The sequence below is a fragment of the Mycobacterium sp. PTI7 genome (assembly GCF_056679845.1).
Genome location: NZ_CM155252.1, coordinates 923,458 through 937,303 on the forward strand (window position 1 = coordinate 923,458; position 13,846 = coordinate 937,303).

12 protein-coding genes are annotated in these 13,846 nt (G+C 69.8%); 2 read left to right on the top strand and 10 right to left on the bottom strand.

Annotated elements, in window-relative coordinates; all coding sequences use genetic code 11:
• The first annotated feature begins 23 nt into the window (after positions 1-23).
• Positions 24-1,286, top strand: a complete 1,263-nt coding sequence (locus AC1MEY_RS04500; protein WP_480229525.1) for an amidohydrolase family protein — start codon at positions 24-26, stop codon at positions 1,284-1,286.
• A gap of 9 nt (positions 1,287-1,295) precedes the next feature.
• On the opposite strand, the gene AC1MEY_RS04505 is transcribed toward AC1MEY_RS04500, so the two are convergent.
• The 4 genes from AC1MEY_RS04505 to AC1MEY_RS04520 form a co-directional block, all read right to left on the bottom strand.
• The gene (locus AC1MEY_RS04505) at positions 1,296-2,546 is read right to left on the bottom strand and encodes an HNH endonuclease signature motif containing protein (RefSeq protein ID WP_480229526.1); all 1,251 of its coding nucleotides are present in this window, start codon (positions 2,544-2,546) and stop codon (positions 1,296-1,298) included.
• 54 nt (positions 2,547-2,600) lie between these two features.
• The gene (locus tag AC1MEY_RS04510; protein WP_480229527.1) at positions 2,601-2,801 is read right to left on the bottom strand and encodes a three-helix bundle dimerization domain-containing protein; all 201 of its coding nucleotides are present in this window, start codon (positions 2,799-2,801) and stop codon (positions 2,601-2,603) included.
• 173 nt (positions 2,802-2,974) lie between these two features.
• Entirely contained in the window at positions 2,975-3,967 is a 993-nt protein-coding gene (locus tag AC1MEY_RS04515; RefSeq protein ID WP_480229528.1) for a phospholipase D-like domain-containing protein, read from the bottom strand.
• On the bottom strand, positions 3,964-5,739 hold the full coding sequence (locus AC1MEY_RS04520) for an ABC transporter ATP-binding protein (protein WP_480229529.1): 1,776 nt from the start codon (positions 5,737-5,739) through the stop codon (positions 3,964-3,966). Before AC1MEY_RS04520 ends, AC1MEY_RS04515 begins: the two co-directional genes overlap by 4 nt.
• Before the next feature lie 148 nt (positions 5,740-5,887).
• Here AC1MEY_RS04520 and AC1MEY_RS04525 point away from each other — a divergent pair, with 148 nt between their 5' ends.
• Complete coding sequence (locus AC1MEY_RS04525; protein ID WP_480229530.1) at positions 5,888-6,796, top strand: CE1 family esterase; 909 nt, start codon at positions 5,888-5,890, stop codon at positions 6,794-6,796.
• 10 nt (positions 6,797-6,806) lie between these two features.
• Here AC1MEY_RS04525 and AC1MEY_RS04530 read toward each other — a convergent pair whose 3' ends face one another.
• From AC1MEY_RS04530 to AC1MEY_RS04555, 6 genes are all read right to left on the bottom strand, one after another.
• The gene (locus AC1MEY_RS04530) at positions 6,807-7,211 is read right to left on the bottom strand and encodes a Zn-ribbon domain-containing OB-fold protein (RefSeq protein ID WP_480229531.1); all 405 of its coding nucleotides are present in this window, start codon (positions 7,209-7,211) and stop codon (positions 6,807-6,809) included.
• A 12-nt stretch (positions 7,212-7,223) separates the two neighbouring features.
• Positions 7,224-8,429, bottom strand: a complete 1,206-nt coding sequence (locus AC1MEY_RS04535; protein WP_480231295.1) for a thiolase family protein — start codon at positions 8,427-8,429, stop codon at positions 7,224-7,226.
• Positions 8,430-8,459: 30 nt separating this feature from the next.
• Positions 8,460-10,730, bottom strand: coding sequence for a molybdopterin-dependent oxidoreductase (locus AC1MEY_RS04540; RefSeq protein WP_480229532.1), 2,271 nt, complete (start codon positions 10,728-10,730; stop codon positions 8,460-8,462).
• On the bottom strand, positions 10,723-11,313 hold the full coding sequence (locus AC1MEY_RS04545) for a TetR/AcrR family transcriptional regulator (protein WP_480229533.1): 591 nt from the start codon (positions 11,311-11,313) through the stop codon (positions 10,723-10,725). The genes AC1MEY_RS04540 and AC1MEY_RS04545 overlap by 8 nt, the downstream gene beginning before the upstream one ends.
• Positions 11,314-11,476: 163 nt before the next feature.
• Positions 11,477-12,595: an acyl-CoA dehydrogenase family protein gene (locus tag AC1MEY_RS04550; RefSeq protein ID WP_480229534.1), complete on the bottom strand. Its 1,119-nt coding sequence runs from the start codon at positions 12,593-12,595 to the stop codon at positions 11,477-11,479.
• A gap of 10 nt (positions 12,596-12,605) precedes the next feature.
• Entirely contained in the window at positions 12,606-13,838 is a 1,233-nt protein-coding gene (locus AC1MEY_RS04555; RefSeq protein WP_480229535.1) for an acyl-CoA dehydrogenase family protein, read from the bottom strand.
• Positions 13,839-13,846: the final 8 nt, after the last annotated feature.

Consider the following 13,846-nt stretch of genomic DNA (forward strand, 5'->3'; position numbering starts at 1 on the left):
AATCCGAGGGTACTAGTTGAATCATGCAGACCGACGACCTGATCCTGGTGAGCATCGACGACCACGTGGTCGAGCCCCCGGACATGTTCCTCAACCACGTGCCGGCCAAGTACAAGTCCGAGGCGCCGATCGTCGTGACCGACGAGAAGGGCGTCGATCAATGGATGTATCAGGGCAGGCCGCAGGGCGTCAGCGGCCTCAACGCCGTGGTGTCCTGGCCGGCCGAGGAGTGGGGTCGCGACCCCGCGGGGTTCGCCGAGATGCGGCCCGGCGTCTACGACGTGCACGCCCGGGTGCGGGACATGAGCCGCAACGGCATCCTCGCCTCGATGTGCTTCCCGACCTTCACCGGCTTCTCGGCGCGGCACCTCAACATGCACCGTGAGGACGTCACCCTCGTGATGGTGTCGGCCTACAACGACTGGCACATCGACGAGTGGGCGGGCAGCTACCCCGACCGGTTCATCCCGATCGCCGTGCTGCCGACCTGGAACCCCGAGGCCATGTGCGCTGAGATCCGGCGCGTCGCCGCCAAGGGCTGCCGCGCGGTGACCATGCCGGAACTGCCGCACCTGGAAGGGCTTCCGAGCTATCACGACGAGGACTACTGGGGTCCGGTCTTCCGCACGCTGTCGGAGCACAACGTGGTGATGTGTCTGCACATCGGCACCGGATTCGGGGCGATCAGCATGGCCCCCAACGCCCCGATCGACAACCTGATCATCCTCGCCACGCAGGTGTCGGCGATGTGCGCACAGGACCTGCTGTGGGGACCCGCGATGCGCAACTACCCGGACCTCAAGTTCGCGTTCTCCGAGGGTGGCATCGGCTGGATCCCGTTCTATCTCGACCGCAGCGACCGGCACTACACCAACCAGAAGTGGCTACGTCGCGACTTCGGCGACAAGCTCCCCAGCGACGTGTTCCGTGAGCACTCGCTGGCCTGCTACGTCACCGACAAGACGTCGCTGCGGCTGCGCCACGAGATCGGCATCGACATCATCGCGTGGGAGTGCGACTACCCGCACTCCGACTGCTTCTGGCCGGACGCGCCCGAGCAGGTGCTGGCCGAACTCAACGGTGCGGGTGCCGACGACACCGACATCAACAAGATCACGTGGGAGAACTCCTGCCGGTTCTTCGACTGGGATCCGTTCAAGCTCACGCCCAAGGATCAGGCGACGGTGGGTGCCCTGCGCGCCACCGCGACCGACGTCGACGTCTCGATCAGGCCGCGCAAGGAGTGGGCGCGGCTCTACGAGGAGAAGCAGCTCACCGCGACGTAGGGATGACGTCTAGTTCTCGGTCGTCGGTGGTGGTTCGAACGGTGTGTACCACCACCATTGAGCGCGTTCCCCGAGTGGGCCCGGGCAGGGCGGGACGTCCGGTGCTGGTGTCGTGGGTGGTCGGGCCAGTGATGCGTCGGTGAGGTGACGGCCGTCGGCGTCGGTGATGACGAGTTGGTGGGCTGTGCCGGTGATGCCGAGCCCGCCGCTGTGGTGCAGCCGGTGGTGGTAGGGGCACAGCAGTATGAGGTCGTCGAGTTCGGTGGCCCCGCCGTCCTCCCAGTGCACGATGTGGTGGGCGTGCAGGCCGCGGGTCGCGCCGCAGCCAGGGACCGCGCAGCACTGGTCGCGGTGCTCGAGGGCGCGGCGTAGCCGTCGGTTGATGGTGCGGGTGGTCCGTCCGGCGCCGATGGGCCGGCCCTGGCGTTCGAACCAGACTTCGCAGGTGGCGTCGCAGAGCAGGTAGCGGCGTTCGTCGTCAGTGAGCAGCGGACCGAGGTGCAGTGCGGCGGCGGGTTTCTCGACGTCGACGTGCACGACGACGGTGGTGCGTTGTCCGTGGGGGCGGCGGGCCACGTCGGTGTCCCAGCCCGCCTCGATGAGGGACATGAACGCGTCCACGCCGTCGGGGAACGGGGGAGCCGCATCGGAGTCGGCCCTGGTGTCGTGGTCGGCCTTCCAGTCGGCGATCAGGGCGTCGCGGTGGGACTGGTGGGCGGCCTCGAATCTAGCGGCGTCGAGGCGGGGCAGGCGGATCTTCCAGGTGACGTAGTCCTCGTTGGGTCCCACTGTCTTGGTGATCGAGCGTTGCGATTCGGGTTTGGGTGTGGGGTCGGGGCGGGGTTCGAGTTTGACGGCGCTGCGCAGTTGGGTGACGGTGGCGACGGCGGCGAGGTCGACGTAGTGGTCGTCGGACCCGTCGGCGGCGCGTTCGGCGATGACCCCGACCTGGTCGAGGGACAGTCGGCCCTCGCGGAGTCCGGCGACGCAGCGGGGAAACTGCTCGGCGCGGTGGGCGACGGCGACGAAGGTTTCGGCGGTGCGGGGTGCGGCGCCGGTCTTCCACGCGACCAACGCGGCGATGGAGCGGACGCCGGTGGCTCCCCACAGTTGGTCGCCGTCGATCTCGGCGATGATGTCGACGATCTGGCCGTCGATGGCGTTGCGCTGTCCGGTCAGCTCGGCCAGCTTCTCGAACAACGCGTCGAGACGCTCGGCCGGTGTGGCCGGTGGCGCCAAAGCCGTTGCCGTGCTGGACATGACCCCATTATTTCAGAGGGGTCCGACACGTCGTGCGAACGCGATCGGGGCGCGCTACGCACCCCGCCCGGTGAGTTCATTGGTCGCGCGGCGCTCGACGAAGAGCGGCACGAAGTCCCGCACCGGTCGGCCGTCGAAGCGCGCGTACTGCGCCCGCACGACGTCCTCGACCGTCCTGGGTGGCACCTCGGCGAACTTGGATGCCAGGCGCTGAGCGAGTTGCTCGATGATCGCCTGTTCTTTCAAATCGATCACGCGATCATCGTCCGTCCGCGTCACCTGGAAGTCAACTAGTGTTCATATTGTTCGCGGTCTTCGCACGTCCGCGGCCGTTTTGGCAGACTCGGACAGTGACCGGGCGGGTCTCGAGCGTCTTGGCGTGATGCGCACCACGCCGTGCGAGTCTGGCAAATTGAGTTTGCTCGACGTCAATTCTCGTCGGGGTGCAGGCCGAGTTCGGCCACCCGGTCGGACGGGGTCTTCGCCAGGTCGGCGAGCAGGCCGGCGTCGGTGAGGTCCATGGGAGCCGAGTGCTTCCAGTCGTGGTGCGCCACCTCGGTCAGCGGCCTGAGGACGTGGCGGTCACTGACCTCGATCGCCAGTTCGCGGCGGTGGTCGAAGCTGCCCGGCGAGAGGTTGATGGATCCCACGATGGCGCGCTCCTGGTCGGCCAGGATCATCTTCGCGTGCAACTTGAGGTGCTTGAGTTCGTGGATCTTGATGCCGACGTCGTCGAGGATGCGTAGGCCGCTCACGCCCTCCAGCAACTTGTTGGGCTTGAGGTGGTGTGCTGTCCTCGCCATGACGTGCACCTTCACGCCGCGGCGTGCGGCGCGCACCAGGCGCTCGATCACCACCGGATCCTGATAGCGCTCGTTCTGCACGAACAGCGTCTTCTCGGCGCGGTCGATGAAGTCGCAGATCCTGGTGCGGCCGTTGGTGGGGCACCAGATGAGGTGTGCGTCGTGGCCGGGATCGAAGGTCTCGCGGTGCCAGTCGGCCTCGAAGCAGTCGGTGATCTCGGCGACCTCCGACGCGCTCGGCGTGACCACCGCGTAGTCGCGCGTCGCACTGAAGTTCTCGTCGGTCCAGTTCAGCGACTCGACGAAGGCGTGCGAATCGTCGATCACCATCGACTTCTCGTGGGTGAGATCGAACTCGGGGTTGCTCTCCCGGACGTCGATTCCGTTGTCCTGCAGTGCCTCTCGGGCGGCATCGTTGTCGGTCTCGCCGTCGCGGCGTTCGGGGTTGAGCATCACCTGCACGCTGACGCCGCGGCGGTGCGCGGCCACCACGGCATCGAGCAGGGGGCGGTGGGAGAAGGCGAACATCTTGATGCGCACCGACCTGGTCGACGCGTGGATGGCGTCGAGCACGGGACGGGCCGAATCATCCGGCAGGATGATCAGCGAGCGACTCACGGGGTCTCGCCTTCGTATTGGATGCGGTGCAGCTCAGCATATCTGCCGTCGAGTGCCAGCAGCGCGCCGTGCGTTCCCTCCTCGACCACGCGACCATCCTCGAGCACGATGATCTTGTGTGAGTCGCGGATGGTGCTCAGCCGGTGGGCGATGGTGATGACGGTGCGCCCCTTCATCAATCGCCGCATCGCCGACATCACCAGGTGCTCGGATTCGGCGTCGAGTGCCGCGGTGGGTTCGTCGAGGATCAGGATCGGACTGTCACGGAGGATGGCGCGGGCGATGCCGATGCGCTGTCGCTGTCCTCCGGACAGCGTCATCCCGCGCTCGCCGACGGCGCTGTCGTAGCCCTTCGGCATGTCGGAGACGAACTCGTGCGCGTTGGCGAGCTTCGCCGCCTCCACGATCTCGTCGTGGCTGGCGTCGGGCCTGCCGAAGGCGATGTTGTCACGCACGGTGCCGCGGAACAGCACGGTGTCCTGCAGCACGTAGGCGATCTGCCTGCGCAGCTCGTGCAGCTTGTAGTCGCGGATGTCGACGCCGTCGATGCGCACGGCGCCCATGCTGGGGTCGTAGAACCGCGGGATCAGGCTGACCAGGCTCGACTTGCCGCTGCCGGTGTGGCCCACGATGCCGACGAGCTGACCGGGTTCGACGTCGAAGCTCACGTCGCGCAGGACCGGCTTCTCGCCGTCGTAGCTGAACGCGACCTTTTCGAAGCTCACCGCGCCCGACACCTGCGCCGGGTCGACCGCGTCGGCCCGCTCCTCGATGCCTGTCTCGGCGTCGAGCAGCGCGCTCACCCGCTCGACGCCCACCGACGCCATCGCGATGGTGTTGGTCAGCTTGGCGAGGTCCTGCACGGGTTTGAAGAACGACGCCAGATAGCTGATGAACACCGTCAGCGTCCCCGCCGTCATCACGCCCGCGAGGATCAGCGCCGACCCGCGCCACAGCACCAGCGCGGTACACGCGGCCACCACGACGGCCACCACGGGTGACACCACGGACTTCACCCGCCGGGCGTTGAGCGCGGCGTCCACGGCGGCCTGGCCGGCGATCGCCAGTTGGCGCTCCTGCAGCTCCTCGCGGTCGAACGCCTTGACGACGCGGATGGACTGCAGCCCTTCCTCGGCCACCGCCACGATGTCCGACTCGCGCCTTCGCACCTCGTGCGTCGCCGCCTTGACGGCCTTGCGGATGCGCGAGACGAACAGCAGCAGCAACGGGGCGATGGCCAGTGCGACGAGCGTGAAGTCCCACTGCAGCCACAGCATCAGCGACAGCATGCCGACGATGGTCAGCAGGTCGGTGGCGATGCCCAGCGTCGAGGCCGACGCGAAGTCCTGGATGGTGTCGACGTCGTCGGTCAGGGTGCTGAGGATCGGCCCGACCCGGTGGGTGTCGAAGAAGTTCAGCGACAGCTGCTGGATGTGGTGGTAGGCGCGGGTGCGCAGATCGTTGCCGATGCGCTGACCGACGGTCTCGGTGAGGTAGTTGGCGATGTAGGTCGCGACGGCCGCGATCACCGCGATGACCACCAGCATGATGGCCGCCAATCCCGCGACGTGCATCCGGCCCTCGCCGCCCAGCATCGGCTGCAGCAGTCCGTGCAGCCACGGCGGGAGGGGGCGGTCGCCCACGACGCTGTCGAGCACGATCTTCAACGGCCACGGAGCGGCCAGACTCATCGCGATCTGGACCACCAGCACGGCGAAGATGCCCGCCACGGGCCAGGCGTAGGGGCGGATGAGTTCACGGATCAGTCGCACGGTGAACTGCCTTCGCTCTGGGTCCACGGGCCCGATCGGGCGAACACACAGTACAACGCGGGCGATCGGAATGCGGGGGATCACGGGCGACGTCGGCCGGCCACGTCGCGTTCGCCGTAGGTTTCCCTGTCGCACTTACCATCCGCGGGTGCTCACCCCCATCTCGCGCCTGCGCGCCAGGACCGCGATCCTCCTGGCCTGCGGACTGGCGTTGCTCGCGGCCGCGCCTTCGGTCGCGTCGGCCGCCCGATTCGACTTCGCCGGTGCTCCGCGGACCTACGTGCTGCACGTGCCCGCCGGCGTGGAACGGCCCTCGGCCCTCGTCGTCAACCTGCACGCCGCGGGTGCCAACGGGGGCGCGCAGGCCGCACTCACGCACTACGACGCCGTCGCCGACGCGCACGGCTTCGCAGTGGTCTATCCCGATGGCATCGACGCGAGTTGGGCCGACGGCCGCGGCGCCTCGGTGCCCGACCGGCAGCGGGTCGACGACGTCGGCTTCGTCTCGGCGCTCGTCGGCAAGCTGGTCGCCGACTACGGCATCGCCCCCGGCCGGGTCTTCGTCACCGGGCTGTCGGCGGGAGCGTTCATGGCCAACCGTCTGGCGTGCGACCGCGCCGACCTCTTCGCCGCCGTGGCTCCCGTCGCAGGCACGCTCGGCGCGGGCGTCCCGTGCAACCCCTCGCGACCGGTGTCGGTGTTCGAGACCCACGGCTCCGCCGATCCGATCGTGCCCTACGGCGGTGGCGGGATGACCGGCCGCGGCGGTACCAGCACGGTGATCGGCGCCCCGGCCATGGTGGACCGCTGGCGCCAGGTCGACGGGTGCCCGCCGCCGGTCGAGGACACCCTGTTCAGCGCCGCGTACGGCACGCAGGTGCAGCGGTCGACGTCGGCGCCGTGCGCGGCGGGCACGGCAGTCGTGTTCAACCGCGTCGACGGTGGCGGCCACACCTGGCCCGGCGCACCGGCCGGCCCCGACGCGGCGGGGGCGACCACCAACGCGTTCGACGCCTCCGAGGCGTCCTGGCAGTTCTTCGACGCCCACGGACGCTGACCGCGTCGGGTCACTCGGCCGGTTCGTACCGCAGCATCGTCACCCCGGCCTCGGGGTGATCGGTGAACACCGGCCGTACCGGCATGCCGACCCGCAGGCGGTCCGGTGCGGCGGTGACGATCTCGGTCGAGAAGCGCGGACCCTCGTCCCACTCGACGACCGCGAGGATCTGCGGCACGTCGTCGACGAAGTGCGGTGACACCGGACGGAAGCTGACCGTGAACGTGTAGAGCGTTCCGGCACCGCTGATCTCGCGCCACTCGAGGTCGTCGGCCAGCGTCCCGGGCGCGAGCACCCGGGGATAGAAGACGTAGCGGTCCGACGAAGGTGAGTACTGGATGCGAATCCGGTGTTCTGCGAGCGCATCCCAGAAGGGGCGGGTGGTCGGCGTCGGGACCGGCATCGGTCGGGGCATGGCGCTCACTTCTCAGTCACCCTCCAGGACGAGTGTCGTCTGTTCGGACAGGATGCCGCCGTTGCCGGACACGAACGCGCGATGACAGTCCGGCACCTGTGCCTCGTCGGCGCGACCCATGATCTGGCGGGTGGCGTCGCACACGTGGTGCATGCCGCCCGCGGTGCCCGGCTGCCCGTATCCGAGTTGCCCGCCCGCGGTGTTCATCGGGAAGTCGCCGCGGAAGGTGAGGTCGTGGTCGGCGACGAACCGCAGGCCCTCGCCCTTGCCGCAGAAGCCGGCGTCCTCGAGGCTCAGCAGCGCGGTGATGGTGTAGCAGTCGTAGATCGACACCATGTCCATGTCCGTCGGCGCGAGACCGGCCATGCCGAAGGCCGACGCCGCGGCCTCGATCATCGGAGTCTCCAGCAGCTTCTCGGCATACGTCGGTGTCTTGTACGGCACGCGTTCGCCGAAGCCCTTGACCCACACCGGCCGGTTGCGTGACCGGCGGGCCAGGTCGGCGTTGGTGACGAGGACCGCGGCGCCACCGAACACGGGCATGACGATCTCGAGCATGTGCAGCGGGGAGGCGATGACGGGGCTGGCGAGGACGTCCTCGACGGTGAGCGGGGTGTCCGAGAAGATCGCGCTCGGTGTGTGATTGGCGTTGACCCGCTGGTCGACGCTGATCTTGGCCATCGCGCGTGCGTCGTACCCGTAGGTGGCGGCGTACAGCGTGGCCACCTGACCGTAGGGTCCGTTCTGCCCGAGATTGCCGTAGGGGATCTCGAACTCGGCCTGCGGCGACCCGTACCGGTTGCTCGACGCGCCGAAGTACAACATGTCCCCGAAGTCGACCGGCTTGGCCTCGCTCACCGGCGTCAGCGGGGTCGCGGGCACCACGCAGAGCACGGCGTTGCAGATGCCCAGTTCGATCGCCGCCGCCGCGCGCCACACCATGGCCGCCGAACTGGCGCCGCCGAGGTCGACGAGTTCCGCGAAGTTGGCCCGGATGCCCAGGTATTCGACGATGGTCGACGGCACGAAGATCTGCGACTCCTGCAGATGGCCGGTGCAGATGCCGTCCACGTCGGCGGCGTCGAGTCCGGCGTCGGCGAGCGTCGCGGCCGCGAGCCGGGCCCACTGTTCGAGGTTGAACTCGAGCGGCCCGGTGGGACGCTTGGTCGCTGGCAGCTCGGTGTATCCGACGATCGCCGCCTCACCGCGTAGGCCCATGGCCGAAGTCCCCTTCATCGTCGGATCAGGTCATCGGATCGCGGCGACCGCGGGCGTGACCCGGCAGGGCACGCCGTTGACCACCTGTGTGTTGCTCGGCACGTCGACGAGGTCGGGTGGGTTGAGCAGGTTCGCGTTGACACCCGGGTGGTCGTTGGCGACGTCCATCCGCGTGCCGGTCCGGCCGTGTCCCCAGCCGTGCGGCAGGCTCACCACGCCGGGCATCATCTCGTCGGTCACCTCGACGGTGACGGTGAGATCGCCCTCGCTGGTGGCGATCTCGGCGTCGTCACCGGTCCGCAGTGCGATGCGGTCCGCATCGACCGGGTGGATCAGCAGGGTGCAGCGCTCCCGGCCGCGCACCAGGCCGGGCACGTTGTGCAACCAGGAGTTGTTGGAGCGCAGGTGCCGTCGGCTGGTGAGGACGAGATCGGGCGTGGCCCGGTCCAACCGGGCGGCGAGCCGGGGCACGTCGTCGGCGAGGTGGGGGTGGAACAGCTCGACCCGGCCCGACGGGGTGGTCACGACGTCGGCGAGCCGGCCGCCGTCGAGTTCGGCGAGGCGCAGCCCGTTGGGGTGTCGACGTACCTCCGCGAGCGTCAGGCCGTCCGGACGCAGGCCGACCCCGTCGCCCCAGGGGCCGAGGCGGATGCCGAGGTCGACCAGGCGCTCGGGTCCGCGGTCGGGCAGCGCGGCGAGCACCTGCTGAGGATCGCGTCCGTGCAGGGGCGAGTCGGGCCGGGCGGCGAGCATCGCGATCATGCCGCCCACGTAGAGGTCGTCGACGGCGCCGACGTCCACCTCGGGGACGGGCGTGCCGAACACCGATCCGGCCAGGCGCACCAGGATCTCCCACTCCGCCGGGCGATCGGGCGGCGGCGGGAACACCGGGTCCGACCACTTCAGGCACGACGCCGTCGAGTACGCCCAGTAGAGGTCGTCGGAGTGTGGCCGTTCCAGCGGCGACAGCCCGGGTAGCACCACATGGGCGTGGCGGGTGGTCTCGTTGAGCCAGTTGTCGATCGAGATCATCGCGTCGAGGCGGGGCAGGGCGTTCTCGAGCCGCCGCGATGCGGGGGCGGAGATCACCGGGTTGCCCGCCACCGTGATCAACCCGCGGATGCGTCCGTCGCCGGGGGTGTCGATCTCCTCGGCGAGGCAGCTCACCGGGAACTGGCCCAGCACCTCGGGGACGCCGCGCACCCGGCTGCGGAAGCGGCCGAACGTCCAGCCCGGCCCGGTCTGGTCAGGAGGTTTGCCGAACATCTGCGACCACGCCGCCGGGCGTGGGAACACCGCGCCGCCGCGGCGGTCCAGGGCGCCGAGGGCGGTGTTGATTACGAAGACGAGCCACGTCGACAGCGTGCCGAACTCCTGCGTGCAGGCGCCGATCCGGCTGTACAGCACCGGGTTCCGGGCATGCACGAGATCGCGGGTGAGGCGGTGGATCACGTCGGCCGGGATGCCCGTCGCGTCGGCGACGCGCTCAGGAGTGAACTGCCGGGACAGTGCGATGACCTCGTCGAGCCCGGTGACCCGGTCGTGCAGGTGGTCGGGACGGCGCACCCAACCGTTCGCCGCCAGGGTCCGCAGGATCGCGAACAGGAGCAGCGCGTCGGTGCCGGGCCTGATCGGCACCCACTCCGAGGCGCGGTCGGCGGTCCCCGTCCGTCGCGGATCGACGACCACCACCGCGCCGCGCCGCGCGATCGCCCGGACCGATCCCATGACGTCCGGCGCCGACAGCATCGAACCCTGCGACGCAGCCGGATTGGCGCCCAGGATCATCAGGTGGTCGGTGTGGGCGAGGTCGGGGATGGGTCCGTTCCACATGTCGCCGAAGAGCAGTGCGCTCACCACGTTGAGCGGCCACTGGTCCACGGTGCCGGGAGAGTAGTACGCCTGCATGCCCGCGGCCTGGCCGAATCCGATCAGCGCCCCCACGTGCAGGCTCAGACCGATGTTGTGGGCCACGGGATTGCCGACGTAGGTGGTCAGCGCCGCGGCGCCGTACCGGTCGAGTACGGGACGGAGCACGCGCTCGCATTCGGCGAACGCGTCGTCCCACGACACCGGCACGTGCTCGCCGGCGGCGTTGCGCACCAGCGGTTCCCGCAGTCGGTCGGGATCGTGATGGACGGCGCCGATCGAGGCGCCCTTGGGGCAGAAGTGCCCCCGCGACCACACGTCGTCCGGATTGGCCCGCACCGACGTCACGTCGGCACCCGCGGTGTGGACGGTCAGGCCGCACATCGCCTCGCACAGGGGGCAGGTCATCACGTGCCCGGCGCGGTCAGCCATCGGCCTCCGGGACCACGAGCGACACCATCGTGGCCAGCCGATCGGTCATGTCGCGGTAGTCGGTCTCGCGGGACTGGGCCTGCAGCAGCGCGCCCCAAAACAGGGTCTCCAAGGTGTCCAGCACCTCCGGCCAGGCGCCGGTGCCCAGCGAGGCCGACAGCCGGCGCCGCACTTCGGCGGCGATCCGGGCCCGGACCGCGGCGACGGCCCGATCGCCGGTCGAGAGCAGCGCCGTGGTGCACGCGTGGACCAGACCCGGCCGGTCCGCGAGGATCACGGCGACGGCGGTCAGTTGGGCGCCGACCCGTTCCGCGACGGGCGCCGACGTGTCGACGCTCAGCGGCAGTGCCGTCACGTGCTGCAGGTACAGCTCCGCGAAGACGGCGTCGATCGAGGGGAAGTGCGCGCGCAGCGCGGTCTGTGCGACCCGCGCCCTGGCCGCCAGTTCCGGGACGGAGACCTCGGGCCGCACGGACTCGTCGAGCATCTGCGCCGCGGCCCCGAGCACGCGCCGGTGCGTCGAGGCGTGCCGCTCGTGCGGGTCACGGATCCGGGTGACGTGGGCCACCCGGGAACTGGACATGTGTCCAAGCTAGCCGAGGTGGCATGCCGTGGCAATGACCTCGTCAAAGCGATTGATCGCTCGGTGAATAGGCGGCCCCGGGACGAGACCGCGGCCGTCACGCACCGATGCCGGGTGTCGGCGGCGCAGCACCGTCGGACAGCTGTCCAGCCGGGTGGGACGCCTAGGCGGTGGTCAGGCGGGCGTACCGGGCGACGTGGTAGTCGGTGCTGCCGAACTCGTACTGCACCGCGGTGAGCCGTTTGAAGTAGTGGCCGATCGCGAGTTCCTCGGTCATGCCCATGCCGCCGTGCAACTGCACCGCGTTCTGACCGACGAAGCGCGCCGCGCGCCCGATCGTGGCCTTGGCCGCCGACACGGCCCGGGCGCGCTCGCTCGCCTCGGCGTCGAGATTCAGCACTGCGAGGTGCACGGCCGCGCCCGCCTGCTGAACCTCCATGTACATGTCGACCATGCGGTGCTGCAGCGCCTGGAACCCGGCGATCGGCTGCCCGAACTGCTGACGCTGCTTGCAGTAGTCGACCGTGTCGGCCAACACCTTTCGCATCGCCCCGACCGCCTCGGCGCACACCGCCGTGGCGCCCTCGTCACGCGCCCGCTCGATCGAGGGCCACGCGCCGCCGTCCTCGCCGAGCAGTGCGTCGCCGGGCACGCGCACGCCGGCGAACTCCACGTCGGCGGCCCAGCGGTCGTCGATGGTGCGGTAGCCGTGCACGGTCAGCGCGTCCGCCGCCGCGGCGACGTCGACCAGGAACGCCGTCGGTCCCGCGGCCGTCCGCGCGGTGACGATCAGGTGGGTGGCCAGGGGAGCGCTGACGACCATGATCTTGGCGCCGTCGAGCACCCACTCGTCGCCGTCGCGCACGGCGGCCGTCGCGGGCGCGTGCCAGTCGTCACCGGTATCGGCCTCGGCGGCGGCCAGCGCGACCACGCCGTCACCCGCCGCGATGCGGCCCAGCAGTGCCTCGGCCGTGGCTCCGCCCGCACGGCTGAGCAGCCCGGCGGCGACCACGGCCGTGTCGACGTACGGCTCGACGACGAGTGCGTGGCCCAGCGCCTCGGCGATCACCATCACCTCGACCGGTCCGCCGCCCGTTCCGCCGACCGCCTCCGGCAGCGCCGCACCCAGGAGGCCGAGGTCCTCGGCGAAGGCCCGCCAGATCTCCGGCTGCCACCCGGTCCGCGCGGCGGTCCGGCTCGCCGCCAGGTCGTAGCGCGTCGCAAGGAACCGCGTCAGCCCATCGCGCAGCATGGCCTGTTCGTCGGAAACGGTGAAGTCCACGATGTCCTCTCTAGAGGCCGAGAGCTGCCTTGGCCAGGATGTTGCGCTGAATCTCGTTGCTACCGGCGTAGATCGAGCCGGCCCGGTCGTTGAGGTACCGCAGCGGTGCGACGGCCTGCCACGGCTCGCCGCTGACGTAGCCGTCTGCGGGAGGCGTGAACTCGGCGATCGGGCCACCCGGGCAGGTGGCGTGCGGCTGGTAGGCGCGTCCCCGCGGACCGGCCGCCTCCATGGACAGCTCGGTGAGCGTCTGGCTCAGTTCGGTGCTGAGGATCTTCAGCATCGACGAGTCGGAGCCCGGGTGCCCACCGCCCTCGAGCGCTGCCAGCACGCGGTACTCCAGGATCTCCAGGACGTCGGTGCGGATCCTGGCGTCGGCGAGCTTGCGCGCGAAGCCGGGGTCGTCGACGAGCCGGCCGCCCGCGGGGCCCGGCTGGGTGGCTGCGGCGGCGGCCACCTCCTCGGCCATCACCTGCAGCGCCGGTGCGGTGGCGCCGCCGCCGCGCTCGAACTCCAGCAGGTACTTGGCGACCGTCCAGCCGTCGTTGATCCGGCCGATCACGTTCGACGTCGGGACGCGTACGTCGTCGAAGAAGACCTGGTTCTGGATCTCCTCGCCCGACGTCATCACCAGGGGGCGGATCTCGATGCCCGGGGTGGCCATGTCGATCAGGACGAACGTGATGCCCTGCTGCTTCTTGGCGCCGCGGGACGTCCGGACGAGCGCGAACATCCAGTTCGCCTCGCGGGCATGGGTGGTCCAGATCTTGCTGCCCGTGCACACCAGGTCGTCACCGTCGGGCACGGCCGCCATGGACAGCGAGGCCAGATCGGACCCGGACTCCGGCTCGGAGTACCCCTGGCAGAAGAACACCTCGCCGGTCAGGATGCGCGGGAGGAAGAAGTCCTTCTGCTCGGGGGTGCCGAAGGCGATGATCGCGTGGGCGACCATGCGGATGCCCATGGGCGACAGTGACGGTGCCCCGGCGAGCGTCGACTCGCGGCTGAACACGTAGTGCCGGGTGAGGCTCCAGTCGCAGCCGCCGTGCTCGACGGGCCACGCGGGCGCCGCCCAGCCGCGCTCGTGCAGGATGGCCTGCCATTCGAGGCTCGCCTCGTGGTCGCTGTAGACACTCGTCATCAGACGCCCGGAGCGGCGCAGTTCGGGCGTCAGCTTCGCGTCGAGGAACTCCCGCACCTCGTCGCGAAACGCGAGGTCGGCCGGCGACCAGGTCAGATCCATGCGTCATC